This is a genomic window from Parvimonas oralis, assembly GCF_047608425.1.
Classification (GTDB): Bacteria; Bacillota; Clostridia; order Tissierellales; family Peptoniphilaceae; genus Parvimonas.
On record NZ_JBLKRS010000005.1, the window covers coordinates 1 to 20,605 of the forward strand.

The following is a 20,605-nucleotide window of genomic DNA, read 5'->3' on the forward strand; positions in this document are numbered from 1 at the left end:
TATCTAAACCTGTAAAGGTATGTTTCCAGTTATCACTTGCTTTTAATTCATATTCTTGTAAAATATCATTACTTCCAACTTTTCTAAGCTCTACAATAATAGAATCCTTCGCAGGTCCTACCCATTTCTTTGTTACGGATACTTCCACTTTTTCTACATTTGTATTTGTGATTGTGAATCCGTCTCCCATCGTTCCTGTAACTTCTGATGTATATCCTTCAGGTACATTCTTTTCAACTACTTCATACTTAATTAGTGTACCATCATCTTCATATTTATCTAAACCTGTAAAGGTATGTTTCCAGTTATCACTTGCTTTTAATTCATATTCTTGTAAAACATCATTACTTCCAACTTTTCTAAGCTCTACAATAACAGAATCTTTTGCCGGTCCTATCCACTTCTTTGTTACTGAAACAGAAATCTTTTCATTTGGTTGATTAACTATATTTTTTAGAGCAATTTTATCATTTCCAGTAAAGTCACTTTCTTCAACAAAAACAGGTTCTGTTAAAGGTAAATAACCACTTGGTGTTTTTGTTTCAACCAGTTTATATTTATCTAAAACTAAATTTCCAATTTCTCCAGTTCCATCTGCACCTGTAGTAATAGTTCCAACCTTTTGGTTATTACGTACACGAATAACATCAAACTCAACACCAGATAATGGTATGCCATTTTTGCCTGTTTTGTTTACTTTAATCTTATAAACATATCCTTCACCACCACCGCTGGCATCGGTAATTTTATAAGATGCACTATAACTAAAAGTTTTATCGCCATCTATAAGTTCTACTTTATTTTTAAATATTTCACCAACTACCGGTTCATAGGATATTTTAACTTTATATCTAATCATCATTCCCTTACCGGCAGGCCTATTTCCAATATCAAGCGTAAACTTATTTCCCTCAACTTTAAGTTTATCTTTATATTGTGCGGTTATATCTGATTCTTCAGTAAATAAGATATCTGTTCCTGTTGCATTACTAACCCATTTACCTTCAAGTATCTTAAAAGAATCTTCAATATATTGAACACCTGGATTCAAAAGTGTATCAGTTACCTTAGCATTAACCATTTCTTTATTAGCTTGATTAATAGCTATTTTATAATGACCGATAGTTTTATTTCCACTATCCATCCATCCACCTTTAATCAATTGAACTCCTGTAACTTGATGTGGATTATAAGTAACAGTACCCGCTTGAATAACTGTTCCATCTCCTTTTGCAGTAAGTGTTACAGGGATAACACCGGTTTGAGTTTGTGTTCCACTATTAATTTGAATATTAAAATAAAATGAGCCTTTAACTCCTGAATGCTCTTCCGCATATTTTGTATAAGTAAGAACAACTTTCATAGGACTTTCATCAACTAATTTTCCATTTGCAATGATATTATTAGATGCATCTTTAATATCAAAGTTAAATGGAGCATATGGTGCAAACCCTACAGGCAAAGTTAGCGTTGTCGTATCTCCCTCTTTTACTTGATTATTTGGCAATGCATACTCTGCATTTACCCTAAATGCTTTCCAAGCGTCCATTGGAGCTGTAATTGGATTCCCTTCTAAATCTGTAACAAATGCTTTTGTTATTACATTAGAAGACAATTCTTCAGCATGTGATGTAATTCCGGATTGTAATACAATCGAGAAAACCATAACAAACGCAAGAAAAATACTTAAACTTCTTTTAATAAAATCCCTTTTTAACTTTCCAGTCATTTTTTCTTCCCCTTCTTAATATTTTTAAAAATGTAATTATTTAGTTTGGAAATAAATTTAAAGTTTAATTTATAGATAAAATCTACAAATAAAATGTTCCCCAACATTTATAAAAAGTCTTTAAATTTATATTAAATTCCTTAAAATATATAATTTATTACCCATATATAAACTATACCATCATTTTGTTTTAACTTTTAAATTTAGTTTTATATAATGAAATGATTACAGTTTTACAACCAAGGTATAATATAAATAATTATATCACAAAACTATGGTAAATTCCAATATTTAAAATAAATTTACTATTTTTTAACCCAATAAATTTATATTATAATACTTAACTTGTTATCAATAATTTTCAAAACTTTTTAATTATTTTTAATATATTTTTTTGCAACAAAAAAGTTGAAGAATTTCTATCTTCAACTTTAAAACTAAATATTACTTACTACATTATCTTTTTAAATATATTTAATTTCTTCAAATCAAAAGGTGCATATCTAAAAGGTAAATCCAAAATTGTTTTATTTTTTACAATTCCTTTTTTATGGCTTAATAAATCAAAACCGTGCTTTCCGTGATAAGAGCCCATACCGCTATTTCCTACTCCACCAAAAGGAAGATTTTTATTTGCTAATTGCATTATTACATCATTTACACAACCCCCTCCATAAGAAAGGCTGTTAATAATATAATTTGCATTTTTCTTGCTTTGTGTAAAAATATAACATGCTAAAGGCTTTTCTCTTTCTTTGATTATATCAAGAACTTTATCTATATCATAATACTCAATAATCGGTAACAAAGGTCCAAATATTTCATCTTTCATAATCTCATGATCAAATTCTACATCAGGAAATATTGTAGGTTCAATCTTTCTTTCATTGTCATTACTCTTTCCCCCAATTACATTTGACTCAGTCTTTATTAAATTTAAAAGACGTTCATAATGATGATGATTAATAATTTTCGGATAAGATTTATTATTTATAGCATCAGGATATCTTAATTCAATTTCTTTTTGTAAAGATTTAATAAGTTCTTCTTTTACATTTTTATGAACAACAATATAGTCTATTGAAACACATGTCTGTCCTGCATTTAATAGTTTCCCCCATACGATACGTTTTGCTGAAAGTTTAATATCAGCTGTTTCGTCAATAATACAAGGACTCTTTCCTCCTAATTCTAAAGATACAGGAATTAAATTTTCACTCGCTACACGCATTATAATTTTCCCGACTCTTGCACTTCCGGTAAAAAATATAAAATCATATCTTTGATGTAAAATTTCATCATAATCAAGTTCAGAATCTACACAGTAAATATATTCTTCTTCAAATGTTTTATTTATTATATCTCTAATAATTTTTGATGTATTTTTGCTCTCTTTTGAGCATTTTATAACAGCACAATTTCCTGAAGCAATGGAAGCAACCAGTGGAGAAAGCGATAAATTAAAAGGATAATTCCAAGGTGATAAAATCAGCACAACACCATAAGGTTCAGAATACACATAACTTTTAGCAGGGAAAGTTCCAAGACTTCCCATTACTCTTTTAGGCTTACTCCATTTTTTTACATTTTTTAATGCCTCATGAATTTCCCCATATACAATTCCAATTTCAGTCATATAGGCTTCTGCTTCAGATTTTGAAAGATCCTCATATAATGCAGATAGTATTCGCTTTTCATTAGCTCGAATTACTTTTTCAAGTTTTTGTAAGATACTAATCCTATATTCAACAGATTTTGTAGTATTTGTTTTAAAAAACTCTTTTTGTTTTTCAACTATAGTTTTTAGTTCCATTTTGTACTCCTCATAATATGTTCTATATTTTATTATAATTTGCCCTAAATATAAGCCTTAAAACATATTTTGAATTTCTTAAAAGGCTCCTAGCAGTAATTCAGGAGCCTATTTAATTTTATATTAATTAAGATAGAATATATAATTATCTTCATACTAAACTTTTCATTTATAACTAATATTTCATACAGTCATCAGGAGCATCTTCATCAAAATGATTTTTTCTATCAAAGTCTAAATTTTCCCAAATATAAGCAAATGTATTATCATCAATTTTCCCATATTCACTATGATAGGTATAAATAGTTTCTATATTGTACTCTTTAACTTTTTCTTTTAAATCTTCTTCCAGGATTTTCTTAATATCATTTCTTCTTTATTATCAGCTTTAAATTTTTGATAATCATAAAAATATCCTAGATTAGTAATTGCATATACTCCACCACAAACAGATTTTTTCTCAATTATTTCAGTGGGTATTATAGCAAGTTCAAATTCATCTAATCCATATTTTGCAATGCCAAAAGCTATACAACAATTGGAATTTTCTCCTAATACTGATGTTTCTGATTTTAGTTTTTTAACCACTTCTGTAGCCGCCTTAACTACAGATGTTTCAGTCGTTTTTACATTTGATAAATTCCTAGTAACTAATGCAATAATGAGTTCTGCATTAGTTGATTCTTTATACGCACGAATTATTTTCCCCTCGCTTAAAACTTCATAGCCTTCTGATTCTAAATTAAAAATCAACAGCTGTTCAAAAAATTTTCTAATTTTAAAATTCATACTTTTGCTCCTATAATTGTTTTAGAAAAATAAATCAAATATTTTTTCTAAAACAATTATATCACCATAGAAATAAAAAGTCAAATTTTTTTCTATTTTTATGTTATTACATTTTACTTATATTGTTTAATTTTATCTTTCGTTAGCATTATTTTTAATTCTTTTCCATTTAATCCTATTCCCAATAATTATTAATGGAATAAATAAAATCATATAAAGATAGTAATATCTATATTTCACAGTTGCTGTATATTTAACTTCTCCTGATATAGCTTGCATTTTTTCAGCTTTTATTATTTCTCTAATTCTATTAACAGTTATTTTGTTTTCATCTGATAATAATTCTTTCAATACTTCTTTATCAGTAATTTCAAATACAGTATCTTTTATAAGTTGGCTATTTCCTAAATTATCAAAATAATAATATTTCCCATTTTTTATCCAAACAGAACCTATTACATTACCATTTATAGATTTTACTTTTTCCCAACCTTCTTTTTTGTCAAAACTAACTATTTGAGAATTTATTGAATACAATCGTCTTCTATTAAATCTACGTGCAAAAAGATATTTTTCATAAGAACTTAAAAAATAGATATTTTCTTCATCACAGAACACATTATCATCTAAATGCTTAATATTTCCCTTAAAATTATTTTCTCCAATTTTTACTTGCTTATTTTTTCTTTGATTATAAAAATATACTCCATCATTTGAAATGAAAAATAAATTACGAATATGTGAACTTTTATTTCCAATTAATTTATAAGGAACAGACTTTTCATCAAATCTAAGATTACCTTTAAAAACTTCTCCACTCTTTTTATCATAAAGCAAATCATCACCCTGCTCAGCTAAAACGACTTCCAATTCACCACTATTCTTTATAGGTAAAAGCTCATCTTTATAATAGACATTATTTTTATCACAAAAATACTCTCCACGTTTAGAAACCTGAGTTATAGTATTAACATCTGCATTTTTAAGCACTTTGCCTTTATAGTAAAGAACATCTCCATCTGTTGCAAAAAATAATAATTCCTTAAAATTTGAAATTTTCTTTTCGGTTTCTACTTTGTGATATGGATAAATATAAGATTTAGGCTTTTTATCCTTTAAAAAAGCATGAACTATATGTCCAAAACCTTCTGAAAGATAAGAAATCTCATCATTTCTCTCAGAAAGCGGAGAACAAAAATAACTGCTTTTGCCATCAGTATAATATCCATTTCCAATATAAGAAATATTTTTTGGATTAAGGTCTTCAATTTTCACATTTCCAAAATAAACATGATTTTTATCAATTCCAACAACAGAAGGATGATAAGTATCACTTGTGTTAATTACACTAAAAGAATCCATATCCGCATCCTCTACAATATAATATCCACCACTTGGAATAAGTGCATAAATCTTATTATCATATTTATAAAAAATGCTATTGCCAATTCTCTGTCCACTTCTTTCAATATTTACATAAGTATCATCTCTTACGAGAAGCTGACTAAATGTGAAAAAAGCAATTGCTAAAATAAATAAAATTAAACAAATACCTAAAATTTTTGAACGAGTACTTTCATTCTCTTTCCTATCCAAATTACATCATCCCTCATAGTTAAACTTATTTTATTCTCACTGATATCATTTTTTAATACTATCAAGATAAAAATCTAAAAGTTATTAAAAATTATAATAAAGCACAATTTTTGCTTTTTTATAAATAAAATTCTCAAATCATTCATATTTTTTTACTCTTTCAAAATGAGATTCTACTACATTATCCATTTGTTCGGCAATTTTATCAAATGAGCAATTTAAATCTAGAGTTTTTACACTTATTTGATTGCCATGCATCTGATATACATTATCCGGATGAATTGTTTCATCTGTCTTTGCATATAAAAGCATTCCGGATACTGTTTTATTTTGATTTTCAAATTGATAATCACAATTTTTTACATAGGTAAAAATTTGATATAGATTATTTGAGTGAATCTTACGTTTATCAAACTGCATTTGGGTTGTCTTCCCATAATATTTAGCATCAATAATCAAAATACTATCTTCATTCTGAATATATATGTCGCTTTGCATAATTGGAAGCATTTCTCTGACACCATCATCCAATGACCACGGAATTTGAGAAGCTCTAACAGATAATTTTGGATAATGTTTCTTATAGTACTCAAGTATAAATTTTTCATAAAGACGACTCATTCGTTGATCATCTAGAAAATCCATCATCTTCATAGTTCCATCTTTATTGGTTTGTATTAATCCTTTAACTATAAGATAACATATTGCAATCAACATTTGATAGTGTTTGTTATTTCTATTATATTTAAAATTCCAATCTATATATCTTATATTAATAGTCTCAACATCTCTAAAATATATCATTAATTTTCTAAGCTCTTTTTTTCTTTTTTTAGATAAATTTGAAGTTAAGAGTGTTTCAACCGTTGATTTTATAATTATATTCATTGTACTATTTACTGAAAAATCATCATAGGCACAAATTAATTTTTTTCTTATCATACTATTATTTTTTATGGATTCAGATATTTCTAATTTTCCTCTAACAGATGTTAACTCATCTGTTTGTAAAATATACTCTCTTTCAAGTCCTCTTTTAATTTGTCCGGATATCCCTTTTATTAAAATCTCTGCCATTAATTCCAAAGTATTGTCAAATTTTTCAGTAGCTAATTTTTTATATCCTTGTTGATTAAGAACTCTAAAAGCATATGACAACATATAGTAAATATTTTGTATTGGAATCATTTAATTGCACTCCTAAGATTGATAATCCAATTATTTACCTTGGAAGGTTCGTCAAACCAATATTCTTTTAAAAGTGGAATTAATTCATATTCTACAATTCCTGATAATACTTTATCATCTATTTTATCTTTACTTAAGTTACATAGATAACTATGCCCAATACAAAATCCATCTCCCAAAGATTCATCACTTGAAATAATATCATTAAGACTTTTTACACATTCTATAAGTCTATTAAATTTATCATTTTTTAAGCTATTTCTATACTTAATAAATCCATCAGTTACAAATCCCGGCTTAATATCATAGAATGAAAATCTTCTTCTTAAAGCATAATCTAACATAGCCAAACTTCTATCTGCAGTATTCATCATACCTATAATATATATGTTTTTTGGAACAGAGAATGTTTCATCAGAATATAAAAGCTGTAATGATTGTCCACGCTTATCATTTTCAATAAGCATAAATAATTCTCCAAATATTTTACTCAAATTACCTCTATTAATTTCATCAATAATAAAAAAGTAATCATTTTTTTCATCAATTTCTGCCTTTTTACAAAAATTATAAAAAGCTCCATTTTTTAATTCAAAACTATTTTTTGTAGGTCTATATCCCATAATAAAATCTTCATAAGAATAACTTTGATGAAATTGAACCATCATTACTCTATCAATATCTTTTACACCCATTATTGAATAAGCCAATCTTTTTGCAACAAAAGTTTTTCCAACTCCAGGTGCACCTTGTAATATTAAATTCTTTTTCTTTTTTAGAAGGGTTGCTAAATTATCATATTCTTCTTCTTGCATATAAACTTCTGATAAAAAATCATCTTTATTATACTTTTGAATTGCTTTTTCAAATTCTTTTAAATCTACTTTTTTCTCATCTTCATATATTAAATTTAATCTCTCTTCATCATCTGCAAACGAAAAACTTATTTTAGTATTATTTTTTTCTTTCTTTTTATCTCGATTTACCTGCTCAGAATAATTCCATGCATCAAATGATAATTCTTTAAAGTCTTTCAAAACACTCCTAGAACTATTCAAATAAGATTTTAAACAATCTCCTATCATCAAATACTCTTTTGCAGAAAATTTTGATTTAATTAGAGGAAGTTGTTTAACAATATCAACCGGAATTTTTCCGGATTTATAAATATACCACTCATTTCTACTATCAAAATTTAAAAAAGTATCTGGTGAAATCCAATACAAACCCATTGTAATTTTACTATTACCATTACCTTTTATATTAATAGCTAAATCAAAATAATCTGAAAAATCCTTTCTTCGAATTTCTGAAGGGTCTTTTACATAAGCCAATGCTGACTCAAAAAATCCCCATAAATTATTAATATCATTATCTTCGCGATCACCTATAAAATAGTAAAAAGTTGCATTTTGAGGAGTTAGTAAAGGTAAGCCATCAAATGATGTTGGAATTTCTGATACAACATCAAACAATTCAGATATAGCCTTAAGTATTTTTATACGATTTTCATCCTTAATATTCTTGTTAAAAAGAGCAAATACAGTAAAAGGATCAATATCAACAATATTATTCTCTCTTTCTAAAGTTGGTAATTTTATACCTGCCATTTTAAAAACAGATTTTACTTTTTCTATAAGTTCTACTCGACTATCCTTATACTCTAATAATTTTAAGGCAAATTCCTCATAAAAATTTACCCAGTTGAATCGATTTCTTTCACTCATATCTCTTCCCTCCCAATATAAATTAAATTAACTATAATATTTCTCAACCAAATAAGCTTTTTTAAAAACTTTTAATTTTAATTATCTTAAATAATTTTATTTCTTATATTAATATCTTAATATATTATATCATATCTATCCACTCTTTTCTCTTTGCTTTTTATTAAAAAAAAGTTGCTATAATTGATTATTCAATCAACTATAGACAACTCTTTTAGAGTATTTTATTTAATTTATTTTTATAATGATTAGTCAATATCAGCTATAATATAACAAATATCTTATAAACTGCATATTCTATTATATCTCTTAGAATATTATCAAAATCCATATACAAGAAATAAAAATATAAAATTATTTCTTCTTTTTCAAATCACGTCTTATTTTTACTAATTTATCTGCAATCATATTACGAGATTCACCCATCCTAAAAGAAGCAATTCTGCTTAATGTTCTACCATATAATCTGCTATGTCTTTCAAAAATTTTATCAACAGTCAAAGTCATTTTATCTTGGAACTCTTCTTCAAGTTCAGCAATATTTCTTTGGAAGTTAGTCAATCCTGAAACTGTAAGTGTAAAATCCGAAGAGTGTATAGCCAGTAAAAAAACAGCAAGAGCTATTGAAAAATTATTAGGAATTGTCACATAAATTTTTTCAAAAAGTGGAATAAAAAATTCCATTATAACAATTGCTCCAATACCAAAACCAATAGAAGTAAGAGCACAAGTTCTTCCATTTATATTAAGTGGCATATCAGAGTAATCCCACCATCTAGCATGAAACAATTTCTCAAGCACATAAGATGTTGGATATTCTAATATCATACTGGCAACAAATCCCATAATAAATATTTGCCACCAAGAAAGATGAGAAATTTTACCCATTGAAATAAGATCATAAAAAATCAATCCTAAAATCGAACCAAAACCATAAATCGGACATAATGGTCCATACAAAAATCCACGATTTTGCCATTTTCTTTGGTCGATTGTGCAGTATATACTTTCCCATATCCAGCCCAAAACACTAAATGCAAAATATGCATTCAAATATCTAATTAATTCCATAATACTCCTTAAACTGTTATAATCTTTAAATGTAACTATACTTAATTATTACTTCTTTTTTACTAAAATTTATGTCTAACACAATCAACCATAAAGCAAGAATACTCAGGATATAACTTTAATTTTCCCTCAGGTCTTGAAGCGCCACTCTTTATTTTAAAAATCATTTCTTCAAAATTACTTTTATCCTCTTTCCAACTAGCAATAGTTTCCTGTTTCTCTTTTTCACTCTCATAATCTTCATCAGAAATAGCTTCACTTATAGCTTCTTCAAAATACTTTCGATTCTTTTCTTCAAGCATTAAAAATCTTTCCTTTTGATTTTTTAACCAAAGAACATAAAAATACTCTTCCCACTCTGCGATATAATAGTACTCAACACAATCTCCACAAAGATTTAAAAATATGTCATATTCTTCAAGAGCATAATAGACATCAATAATTTGGTCTTCTGAAATATCATCTGTATTTAAATTATAATTAACATCTTGTCCAGCTTTTACTTTCTCTACATAAGACATTGCTTTATCTTTATTTCCAAGACACACTTCACAGTAAGCTAAACATAGTAACAAACGCATTCTGTTAGGATAAATTTCAAGTAAGCCTAATAATATTTCATTTGCTTTTTCATATTCCTTAAGCTCAAATAAAGATACAGCAAAATTGAAAGAAGTTACATAACTTTCTTCCATTTCTCTTGCTGTCTTGAAATAATTATGACTTATTGATAAGACTTTTTCATCTTTAGAATATTCATACTCACTAAAATAATAAAGACCAAGACCTGTATAAGTTTCTACAAATGGAGAACCCAAGTCTTTAGCTTTATTAAAATACTTTAAACTATATTTAGAAAAATCATCCCAGAAAGCAAGATTAGTAAAAATTCTAGCTTTATCAGTATTCCCTAAAGAATTTTCAAACTCATTTAAGAAGTTCAATAAAAACTCAACATAATCAAATTTCTCATCTCTAAGTTCCACACAAACAGAAGCAAGAGTACAAATAACATCAACATCTGACGGAGATTCTTCTTGCTTTTCTAAAAGATAACTTTTCATTCTTTCAAGATATTCTTTTGAAGTTTCAAAATCTGTTAAAAATGGTTTATTATATCTATTTTCATATTCAGTTTTTAATTTGTGCCAGTGTGATTTAATTTTGTTTAACATTTTTATACCTTTTTGATTTGTAGTTTAATACTAAATATACAACTATAATATTTTATTAATTTTTATTTTGTGCTACATCTAGCCAATTTTCAAACTCCCAACGAAGTGGTGCAGTACAAATTTTTTCTCTAATATCATTTTGATATTTAAGGTACTCATCATAATTGTCCCATCTACTCCAAGCATTTGTTGGTGCGTCAATTCCAAGTTTTTTGTTAGCTATATCCAGAATATAATTGTCAACTGGTATATGTAATTCCTCAAAAACACTATCAAATGTATATCCACCAAATAGATATAAATACTTTATGGTCATATTAATCCATTTTTGAGCTTGTCCATAAGTAAGTTTAATGCCATTTTCTTCATATAAATTTTTCATATTTTCATATACTTCACCATGCCAGTTGTTAAAATCATCTGAGTTCTTCTTACTTCCAGAAGTTAATTTTTTAATTTCTGTTTCAAACATAATATTCACTTTATCTCTTAATTTTCTTCTATCAGTAATATCTTTTAATTTATTGAATTTTATGGTACGACACATATCGCGATAGGCTCTATTACTTGCTACTTTTATTGAAATATTTAAATCTCCAAAGTAGGAAAACTTTAAAAATTTAAGAATTTCTTCATCATTAATTTTATTTTCTACATTACACATTTTAGTATCTCCTTTTTATATAAATATTTTTTTATAGTCAACCTGTTTTTAATAAATAAAGTACAAAATTTTAGGAAATCTAACAACAAATTACTAAATAGTAGTAACTATTTTTCAGTAATTTTAGAAATCCGTTTTTCGTACTCTTCTATCATCACAACAGATCTATTGTAAATTATTTCTGAAAGTTGATCTGCAGTCCCATCAAAACATATAATGTTAAAAAATTCATCTACAAATGATCCCATTAAATAATTACTTTTTACAAATATTTCCCAAGATATGTTTTTATTTTCATCTACAAATAGATTTAACCATTCTATAAAGTCATTTGTAAAAGACTTGTAAAGTTTATTATCTTTATTGTTTTCTTTATAATATTTTTTTATTTCTTGCAAAAGTTTATCAAATCTTTCCACAAAATATGTACTCAAAATTTTTTGTTCACAAGATGGCACTGGCATAAAATTTCCTATCATACCAACACTATGAGATAATCTATCTAGGTCACAATTTTTGTTACAACGAAATTTGTCCCAATCTACAGTTTGTCTACCTCTCTGTTTTTTTCTTAGTTCAGGAAAAATTTTTACAACATTCTGTTTAGTAGAAATAAGTGTTTCAGCAGAATTAATTTTTTCTAATTTCTTATCCCATAACACAGTATATAAATCTTCCATAATTTTAAATGAATATTTTTTACGCATACTTTTACAATAATCTAAATCAAGACCTTTTATATTTGCATTATAATATCGATACGTTCTTTCAATAAAAGAAATTTTATTGATAGCAAAATCAATATCATTACTTAATCCAATCTTACTAGTATCAAATTTTGTACGCAAATCACAAAAAACATACCGTCCTCCAACTTTTTCTCCATAAACCGAAGATTTACAGAACTTTTTTTCTCCAAAAGCAAAAGATGTAACTAACTCATTTTCTTTTAAACTTGATACTTCAATAATTTTCTTTAATGATTTTCTCAACTATTTTCCCTCCACTTAAAAAATTATCTGAAACTACTATGAACATTTAAAAAATAAAAATTTATTTTTCTGTAGAATACTTTAAACAAAATTCTTCATTTATTTTTATAACTATGAGAATTAAAATTCTAAGAAAAATAAAATAATCTTGATTATTACTATATTCATCTGATTTTTGAGTCCCATGTAAGTATTTGTTACGAAGATCTAAACCATTATCAAATACAGATTTATTAAGAAGATAATTATAATAATCCTGTTCTGGTTTTGAAAAAAGTGATGATGAAAATTCTATCATTCCTAAACTTTCAAATTCTTTAAGTATATACTTATATTTTTTTAAATATGAAAAACTCGCTACATTGTGGTTATACAAATCCTTTAATATCTTTACCTTTTTATTATATGGTATTATTTTTTTATTATCATCAATTTTTATAATATTTTGTTCAATTAACCAGTCAATTTCAGTTTTTTGATGATTACTAAACATATCATAATATATAGTTTCTTTATTTAATAAATCATAAAAAGAATTATATTTCCCTGATAACTCAGGGATAAAATAAATTGGTGATTGATCAGAAAATAATAAATGACTTATCTTTTTGTAATTGTCTCCACATGGATAAATGTACTTGTTATGTATCATACTTGGTATATTTTTAATAAATATATGTTCTGATGACATATGTAATAAATCTTTATCAATTTCTCCATCTTCACAAAAAAATTTAAATTGTTTTAAAATGCTATCAATTTCAGCAGCAATATTTCTACACTTTTCGAGATATGAAGAAGTTTTTGAAGATTCATTAAAAATAAATCCATCAGCATTAAATTCCTGTTTTAAATAAGTGCAAAAAAACCATTTAATAATCTCCTCTAAATAAATATTATTCTTTTCTAATTCCCTACAATATCCAATAATTTGAAGTTGAGCTAGCATTTGATTATTATTAAATGTTATTCCAGTGATATATTCTTTTATACCTTTAACTCCAAAAACTTTTTCGAAAATTCCCAATTGGGATTCAATATTAACATGAGAAGATCTACACTGCAAATCTGTATATCCAAATAGAAATATAAAATTATTCAACAATGTTGGATAATCCAAATTGTCTTCTATCCATTTTGAACTATATGAAAATGATAACAATCTATTATTTCCTTTTTCAAATATTATTTCTTCATCTAAACTATCAGAAAAAGAAATACTTACACCATATTCTACTCCTCCTTCACCTTTAAATAACTCTTCCATTTGTTCTTCATATTTTCGTTTTGCCTTTAATTTTAATTTATCCGGTAAATCTAATTCATTATTTCTACCAGATTTAAAAATTAATTTCAACAAGTTAGGATTTGAAAAGTTACTTGATATATATTTATCTAATATTAATACTCTCTTTTCACTTGATAAATCAGATGGAAAGTATAATGTTTCTTTATAACTACCTTGTTTTTCTAAATAATATCTTAATAATATTTCTGCACAAAATGGATTTTCTTCCATATACATAACTATTTCCTGTGAAAAATAATTTACAATTTTATCACACTTTAAAATATAATTTAATATATATTGATTGTTTTTAAGTATTTTTATAAATATTTCTGCAGGTATTTTTTCATAATTTTTATATTCATTTATAATCTTCCAAAAATCATCTCTGTAATTATAATTTATAATCTCAATTATACTTTCTAAGTTATTTATATTAATTTCCGACAAATATTTACCAATAATACCTTTAGAACTATTTACAACTTTATTATAATCGTCGAATTTATCCTTACTCCAATGTTTAGAGTAAATGTGATGTTTAAAAAATTGTTGTATATTATATAGTTCAATAATTTCGTTAATATCTATTCTTTTTGCTTCAACCACAAAGTTGCTTATAAGATTTTCTATTCTATCTTTATAAACTTCAATACTTACATCTTTTGCAGAATAATATTTTACTCTAAAAATATCATTTGAATCCATAGTTATAATATGCCTTTCTTAAATTGAAATCCTTATAGTTAATATACACATGACAATTAATTTTTAAATATTTAAATTCATCTTTTACTGATTCTTTTTATTTCTTAAAAACTTGTTGTTTTCTATTTTTATCTTTATTATCATAACTTTTTATTAATAATTTATTTTCAACAGCTTTAATCTTCTTTGTCATACTCATCAGCATATCTCCACACAAAGAATCCAGCATGCTTTTGAACTCCTTTGGCTGCATCACGAATACTTTTTGAATTGATTCCAGTAATTCTTACTGCTTCAGCAACAGAGTCATACTGCTCAATAATATTCATATCATCATCCATTTGCAATATAGGCCGTCCGTTTTTATTGCAATTATATTTTTTAAGTGTATCTTCAGTATTTGACTTGTTAATTTTGTGTTTATCTAAAATTAATTCCATTACATTTTTTTGTTGTTCTTTCTTTTTTTGTTCTTTTTCTTTCAGTTTTTTATCTTTTTCTTTAATGGTTTCTTCTTTTTTTCTAATTTTTCTTAACAAATTTATTGCATTTGCCCTACGTGTTATCAATTTGCTAATATTTGTTCCTTGTTTTCTCTCACGTTCTATTCCTTCATCTAAAATATCAATTTCATTCTCATAATCTTTAATTTTGTGAAATGCTATAGCATAAGACTCAAATAATACTGGAGCACAATAACCATAAAATCTTGCTTTATCATATAAAGCTATTGCCTTCTCAATATTACCAGATTTTCTAAAGTCTTCTCCCTTTTTCCAAAATGGAAATCCCATTTCAAACCCTTTATCCCAACTATTTAAATTCAAAATTTCAGAAATTGGAACCCTATTATTTATAGGATTTATCTCTAAATCTGTCATATCAGCTATTTCTATATCTTCTCTAATATTATTAATACCATAATCTTTATTATATACAGTAGATAAAATATTTTTTAAATCACAAGTCGATAGGGCATTATTCATAATTATACTATTCTTATATTCTAATAAAAAGTTATCATTATAAGAAATATATTCTAAAACAGAATTACGAGCATCCATATATTTTTGAAAAATATAGTCGTCTAAAACTTTAAGTTCAAGCGGAGAATTAAAAAATACTCTAATAAATTCACATCCTCCCTCAGTCATTGTACACGGTTCTTTAGTAAAATTATGAATACCTATTAAATTTCTATCAACAATAATGTATTTACCTTTTTTCGCAAATTTAAATTTAATAATATTATGTAAATAGTAAACATCAACATAACCACTACTATTTTTATAAAATCCAAGTAAGTCTACATTTCCATTTCTTGACAAAATCATATTTTGAATAACAGCACAAACTTCCATTTCTTCTTCTGATGGCTTTCGATTTTCCATAAAAATTTTATTGTGTTTTAATTTTCCATCTAAAATAAACAATAATTTTTGAAAAATACTACCACATACTTCTGCATCACCTTCAGCTCTATGTTCATTTAGATTTTTAAGATTAAAATAAGATGCTACTGTTTTTAGCTTATAATTAAATAGTCCTTTTATCAAATACCTTGACAAAGAAAGTGTATCAACATAGTTTATCTTAGCACTATATCCTAATCTCATTAGTGTTTCAGACAAAAAACTGATATCAAACTTTGCATTATGTGCACAAATAACTGTTTGTTCCTGTAATGCATCTCCAAAGAAATCTATCAATTTTGTATAAACTTCATCTTCAGAAGGTGCTTTTTTTACCATTTCATTAGTAATATGATTAACAGAAGATGCTGAATATGGTACATTAACTTTTGCATTAACTAATGATGCATATTTTTTTACTGGAACTCCATTTTCAAATAAAATTGCAGCTACTTCAATAATTCTATCATGGGATGAATCTAATCCTGTTGTCTCAACATCAAATGCAATAAATCTCTTTTTTATAGAATCAATATTATTATAATTAACCTGTATTTGATTTACTGACACAATGCCTCTTTTATACGATTTAATACATATTTTATCTTTACCTAATAATTTATCTAAGAACCACATAATAACTCCTTCTCTTTAAAGATACTTCTTGTATATAAGATATTCCATAAATATATACCTGTTTAAGTTACTTTTTCATATCATCTTCATTTTTTTACTATAAATCCTCTATTAATTCTTTAACATATCCTTCTAAATCTTCTATCTCTAAGAACGCTGGGTCTAAGTGACACAAAAAGTGCCAATCTTTAGTTTCTTTTTTTCTGTATAAGATTGCTTCTCCATCTTCACTTCCGAAAAAGCTTCTATCTACTTCATATCCATTACTTTCTAAGAAATCTTTTATCATATTGTATTTAGTTTCTCTTTCTTCAATATAAGCCTTTACTTCTTCGTTGTTAATTACATAAGCATCTATTTTTGAATATCCATCTATAACTTTATCTTTTGTGACTGATAGATTAGAAATTTCTTTCCAAATAATTTCAACATTCTCTTCAGAGTCAAACATAAATCTGGATAGTGGTACAATATTTTCATTATAGATAATTTCCATATATTTAGGAATATTTTTAGGATTAAAATATTCATATTCTATATTATCTTCTTTTTCTATTGAATATCCAGGTATTTTAGATACGAATTCTTTTCCTTCTTCTAAAGAATCAAATACTACTAAATCTTTTGAATAATTATTTTGATATAATTCCAATATATACATCTACAAACCTCCAAATCTTAATAAATAACTTATCAAATATTAACTTTTTCCTTTAATTCTGATAATTTCTTTGATAACAAAATAAGTTTGGCTTACTTTAATCACTGTATGATATATATCTATCCAATGCGGTAAACACTTCTTCAAGGCTGAAATATCCAATTTTTCGTATCGCTTCTTTCCCTTCAACAAAAACAAGTATTGCTGGTGTACCAAAGATATTTTCCTGTCCTGCAAGTGAGATATTATTATCTATTGATACATAGCCAGTGAACACTTGCGGATGTGTTTCACTCCAAACTGTAATTTTTTCCTTAAGCGCTTTGCACGGAGCACAAGCCTGTGATCCAAACAAAAACAAACTAAACTTTTCTTGTTCTTTGAGTATTTGATACTCTGTCAATGTTTCGATAATTCTCATTTCTTGAATAATATCCCTCTTTTCTTTTCATTTTTGCAATAACATTCGTCATATAAATCATATAATAGACAGAATTGACTAATCTTATGCCCTACTCAGTTAAGTTTTGACAACAATGCCACAAACTCATAATGGACTGTTCTTGGAAACTGAATATAAAATTTTTGAATATCCTGCTATAATTTTATCTTTTGTGATTGATAGATTAGAAATTTCTTTCCAAATAATTTCAACATTCTCTTCAGTGTCAAACATAAATCTGGATAGTGGTACAATATTTTCATTATAGATAATTTCCATATAATCAGGTATGTTTTTAGGATTAAAATATTCATATTCTATATTATCTTCTTTTTCTATTGTATATCCGGGTATTTTAGACACAAAGTCTTTTCCTTCTTCTAATGAATCAAATGCTACTAAATCTTTTGAATAATTATTTTGATATAATTCCAATATATACATCGATAACCCTCCTAAACTTTCCTTAGCTTGATTTTTTAATCACGCTCTCTAAATAATTCTTTTTCACAATAATGTATTCAACTTCTTTTGTTCCTTCATTGTAATGATAGCATCTAAAAATCAATTGATTGCTTGTCTGAAACAGTGTGTCTACCCCAGAGTATTCTCCTTGGCATTTATCTAGTACCATTTCATCAATGAGCCTCAATGTCTTTAAATGAAACACAAACCATCTTTCTTCCGTTGTAGAGAATACACCATAAGAATCGTTAATCTTCCATACGTTTGAAACCCCGTCATTTTCAAATACAGGAAATCGTTGACTAGACTCTATTTGAAAATCATTGTTCGATATTTTATAAAATTCAGTCGTGTAAAAATTTACCAACAACGAACTTTCATCATCAATCGTAAAAACATACGCTAAATTTCGTGGAAATTTATGCCTCACACTTAGCTCATAATTCAAAAATTCAAGGCAAAAGTCCTGTGAACCATCCTGTCCCGCTGTCAATGAAATGATAATTCTATTATTATCAGAGAAACTCCTAAAAGTTACCTCAGAATCAAGAAAGCTATCTTCCAAATCTAAATAGAAACTTTGAAGATTCTTTTCGTCTCTCACTTCAATCCGAATTTCATTGTCACTTTTTCGATAAGCGAACCAAGTTGCGTTGTTTTTCTGAAATTGATGGCAGTCGATTAAAGTTCCTTCTTTGGTATCTATATTTTTAAAACTCTTATCGGAATGGTTATGATTGTCTATTAAACAATTTTCATTCGTTTTTTTTAAGCGACTAAGATGAATCACTTGTTGTCACCTCCATTTGGTGCTGGAAATATAAATATACTCAATTTCTACTTTGTTGATGTATCAGCTCGTACAAGCAGTGATACCGTCTCACAATGAACTGTTCTTGGAAATTGGTTAAAGACTTTTAATGTTTTTAGTTCATATCCATTTTCAAGTAGAACTTGTACGTCTCTTTTTTGTGTTTTTGGATTGCAAGAAATGTATACCATTGTTTTTGCCCCGCAAGAGATTATTTTTTCCAATGCTTTTTGGTTTATTCCGTCTCTTGGTGGATCTACGATGATTACATCTACCATTTCTTTTCTGTTTTCAATTTCTTCTAGCACATCTCCGGCTATGAAAGTACAATTTGTTAGTCCATTTTCCTTTGCGGATTTATTCGCACTTTCGACTGCTTCTTCTACGATTTCAATTCCATAGACTGCTTTTGCTTTTCTAGCTACAATTTGTCCTATTGTTCCCGTTCCTGAATATAAATCAAAGACTACTTTGTTTTCTATGTCTCCACAGAGTTCAATTGCTTTTGAGTATAGATTTATTGCTCCAAATACATTTGGTTGGAAAAATGAAAATGGTGTTACTTTAAATTCCAAGTCAAATATTTTTTCTGTTATGTATTCTTTTCCAAAAATTATATTTATTTTTTCCGGAACAACAGCATCTGCAAGCGAGTCATTTTCAGTATGCACGATAGATTTAATATTTCCTTCAAGTTTCAATCCTAGAAGCATCTCTACAAAACTTTGTTTATTAAACTCACTTTGCGTTGTCGTTACGATATTTACCATTATTTCGCCAGTTGTCAATGCATAACGAATGATTAAATGTCTTAAAAGTCCTTCGTGAGTTCTCTTTTTAACAAATGGAAGATTTTTTTCTCTTACAAAGTCGATAATTGCATTTCTTATTATTTCAAAATCACTATGTACTAAATTACATTCTTTTGTGTCAACAACTTCGTAAAATCTATTCTTCTTATGCATTCCGAGCATTATTGGACTGTCTTTATACATATCTGCAAAAGTATATTCCATTTTGTTTCTGTATGCTGTTTTTAATGGACTTTCAAATATTTCAGGTTCTTCTGAATATACATCTTCAAAAAGTTCCTTTATCTGTCTTTGTTTTAGTTTAAGTTCATATTCATAAGGAACGCTTTGATAGCTACAACCTCCACATTCCAAATAATTTGGACAAGTTGTGTTAGTTTCAAGTGGACTTTTTTCTAAAATTCCCAAAAGTTTAGCTTCCATATGTTTTTCTCTTTTTCTTCCAACGACTACAGAAACTTTTTGCCCTTCAATTCCACCTTTAAAATTTACTTTCTTATCTTCAAAAGTAAATTCGGACATATTTGGAAAATTGACTTTTTCAATTATTCCCTCTATATATTTTTTCTTTCTTCTTGACATATATTTCCTTTCTATTAGCAGAAAAGAGCGAAATAACTTCACTC

Annotated in this window: 17 protein-coding genes; all 17 read right to left on the reverse strand. The window is 26.7% G+C overall.

The window, feature by feature from the left end:
- Positions 1-1,729: Ig-like domain-containing protein (locus ACMX2D_RS05820; RefSeq protein ID WP_414973112.1), on the reverse strand; the 1,729-nt coding region annotated here is incomplete at its 3' end.
- A 451-nt stretch (positions 1,730-2,180) separates the two neighbouring features.
- Positions 2,181-3,542, reverse strand: a complete 1,362-nt coding sequence (locus tag ACMX2D_RS05825; protein WP_414973113.1) for an aldehyde dehydrogenase — start codon at positions 3,540-3,542, stop codon at positions 2,181-2,183.
- Between the two features lie 336 nt (positions 3,543-3,878).
- Positions 3,879-4,331, reverse strand: coding sequence for a hypothetical protein (locus ACMX2D_RS05830; RefSeq protein ID WP_414973114.1), 453 nt, complete (start codon positions 4,329-4,331; stop codon positions 3,879-3,881).
- Positions 4,332-4,463: 132 nt separating this feature from the next.
- Positions 4,464-5,927: a DKNYY domain-containing protein gene (locus tag ACMX2D_RS05835; protein ID WP_414973115.1), complete on the reverse strand. Its 1,464-nt coding sequence runs from the start codon at positions 5,925-5,927 to the stop codon at positions 4,464-4,466.
- Between the two features lie 138 nt (positions 5,928-6,065).
- Positions 6,066-7,115, reverse strand: a complete 1,050-nt coding sequence (mcrC, locus tag ACMX2D_RS05840; protein ID WP_414973116.1) for a 5-methylcytosine-specific restriction endonuclease system specificity protein McrC — start codon at positions 7,113-7,115, stop codon at positions 6,066-6,068.
- The gene (locus ACMX2D_RS05845; protein ID WP_414973117.1) at positions 7,112-8,842 is read right to left on the reverse strand and encodes an AAA family ATPase; all 1,731 of its coding nucleotides are present in this window, start codon (positions 8,840-8,842) and stop codon (positions 7,112-7,114) included. The genes mcrC and ACMX2D_RS05845 overlap by 4 nt, the downstream gene beginning before the upstream one ends.
- A gap of 354 nt (positions 8,843-9,196) precedes the next feature.
- A complete protein-coding gene (locus ACMX2D_RS05850) occupies positions 9,197-9,913 on the reverse strand; it encodes a putative ABC transporter permease (protein ID WP_414973118.1) in 717 nt (238 codons plus the stop codon).
- Between the two features lie 62 nt (positions 9,914-9,975).
- The gene (locus ACMX2D_RS05855) at positions 9,976-11,088 is read right to left on the reverse strand and encodes a hypothetical protein (protein ID WP_414973120.1); all 1,113 of its coding nucleotides are present in this window, start codon (positions 11,086-11,088) and stop codon (positions 9,976-9,978) included.
- A 55-nt stretch (positions 11,089-11,143) separates the two neighbouring features.
- Positions 11,144-11,752 carry a hypothetical protein gene (locus tag ACMX2D_RS05860; RefSeq protein ID WP_414973121.1) on the reverse strand — a complete coding sequence of 203 codons (609 nt, stop codon included), beginning with the start codon at positions 11,750-11,752 and terminating at the stop codon, positions 11,144-11,146.
- Positions 11,753-11,859: 107 nt separating this feature from the next.
- A complete protein-coding gene (locus ACMX2D_RS05865; protein ID WP_414973122.1) occupies positions 11,860-12,744 on the reverse strand; it encodes a hypothetical protein in 885 nt (294 codons plus the stop codon).
- A 61-nt stretch (positions 12,745-12,805) separates the two neighbouring features.
- On the reverse strand, positions 12,806-14,740 hold the full coding sequence (locus ACMX2D_RS05870) for a hypothetical protein (protein ID WP_414973123.1): 1,935 nt from the start codon (positions 14,738-14,740) through the stop codon (positions 12,806-12,808).
- A gap of 176 nt (positions 14,741-14,916) precedes the next feature.
- Positions 14,917-16,788: a 3'-5' exonuclease gene (locus ACMX2D_RS05875; protein ID WP_414973124.1), complete on the reverse strand. Its 1,872-nt coding sequence runs from the start codon at positions 16,786-16,788 to the stop codon at positions 14,917-14,919.
- Positions 16,789-16,885: 97 nt separating this feature from the next.
- Positions 16,886-17,449: a hypothetical protein gene (locus tag ACMX2D_RS05880; RefSeq protein WP_414973125.1), complete on the reverse strand. Its 564-nt coding sequence runs from the start codon at positions 17,447-17,449 to the stop codon at positions 16,886-16,888.
- Between the two features lie 97 nt (positions 17,450-17,546).
- The gene (locus ACMX2D_RS05885) at positions 17,547-17,870 is read right to left on the reverse strand and encodes a thioredoxin family protein (RefSeq protein WP_414973126.1); all 324 of its coding nucleotides are present in this window, start codon (positions 17,868-17,870) and stop codon (positions 17,547-17,549) included.
- Positions 17,871-17,996: 126 nt separating this feature from the next.
- Positions 17,997-18,335: a hypothetical protein gene (locus tag ACMX2D_RS05890; protein WP_414973128.1), complete on the reverse strand. Its 339-nt coding sequence runs from the start codon at positions 18,333-18,335 to the stop codon at positions 17,997-17,999.
- Between the two features lie 22 nt (positions 18,336-18,357).
- Entirely contained in the window at positions 18,358-19,146 is a 789-nt protein-coding gene (locus ACMX2D_RS05895) for a hypothetical protein (protein ID WP_414973129.1), read from the reverse strand.
- A gap of 47 nt (positions 19,147-19,193) precedes the next feature.
- Entirely contained in the window at positions 19,194-20,561 is a 1,368-nt protein-coding gene (gene rlmD, locus ACMX2D_RS05900; protein WP_414973130.1) for a 23S rRNA (uracil(1939)-C(5))-methyltransferase RlmD, read from the reverse strand.
- Positions 20,562-20,605: the final 44 nt, after the last annotated feature.

Excerpts from the sequence above, each read along its gene's own strand:
- ACMX2D_RS05855 (WP_414973120.1), bottom strand. The coding sequence starts at position 11,088 with ATGTTAAACAAAATTAAATCACACTGGCACAAATTAAAAACTGAATAT.
- ACMX2D_RS05880 (WP_414973125.1), bottom strand. The coding sequence starts at position 17,449 with ATGTATATATTGGAATTATATCAAAATAATTATTCAAAAGATTTAGTA.
- rlmD (WP_414973130.1), bottom strand. The coding sequence starts at position 20,561 with ATGTCAAGAAGAAAGAAAAAATATATAGAGGGAATAATTGAAAAAGTC.
- mcrC (WP_414973116.1), bottom strand. The coding sequence starts at position 7,115 with ATGATTCCAATACAAAATATTTACTATATGTTGTCATATGCTTTTAGA.
- ACMX2D_RS05870 (WP_414973123.1), bottom strand. The coding sequence starts at position 14,740 with ATGGATTCAAATGATATTTTTAGAGTAAAATATTATTCTGCAAAAGAT.
- ACMX2D_RS05885 (WP_414973126.1), bottom strand. The coding sequence starts at position 17,870 with ATGAGAATTATCGAAACATTGACAGAGTATCAAATACTCAAAGAACAA.
- ACMX2D_RS05890 (WP_414973128.1), bottom strand. The coding sequence starts at position 18,335 with ATGTATATATTGGAATTATATCAAAATAATTATTCAAAAGATTTAGTA.
- ACMX2D_RS05875 (WP_414973124.1), bottom strand. The coding sequence starts at position 16,788 with ATGTGGTTCTTAGATAAATTATTAGGTAAAGATAAAATATGTATTAAA.
- ACMX2D_RS05845 (WP_414973117.1), bottom strand. The coding sequence starts at position 8,842 with ATGAGTGAAAGAAATCGATTCAACTGGGTAAATTTTTATGAGGAATTT.
- ACMX2D_RS05825 (WP_414973113.1), bottom strand. The coding sequence starts at position 3,542 with ATGGAACTAAAAACTATAGTTGAAAAACAAAAAGAGTTTTTTAAAACA.
- ACMX2D_RS05830 (WP_414973114.1), bottom strand. The coding sequence starts at position 4,331 with ATGAATTTTAAAATTAGAAAATTTTTTGAACAGCTGTTGATTTTTAAT.
- ACMX2D_RS05850 (WP_414973118.1), bottom strand. The coding sequence starts at position 9,913 with ATGGAATTAATTAGATATTTGAATGCATATTTTGCATTTAGTGTTTTG.
- ACMX2D_RS05860 (WP_414973121.1), bottom strand. The coding sequence starts at position 11,752 with ATGTGTAATGTAGAAAATAAAATTAATGATGAAGAAATTCTTAAATTT.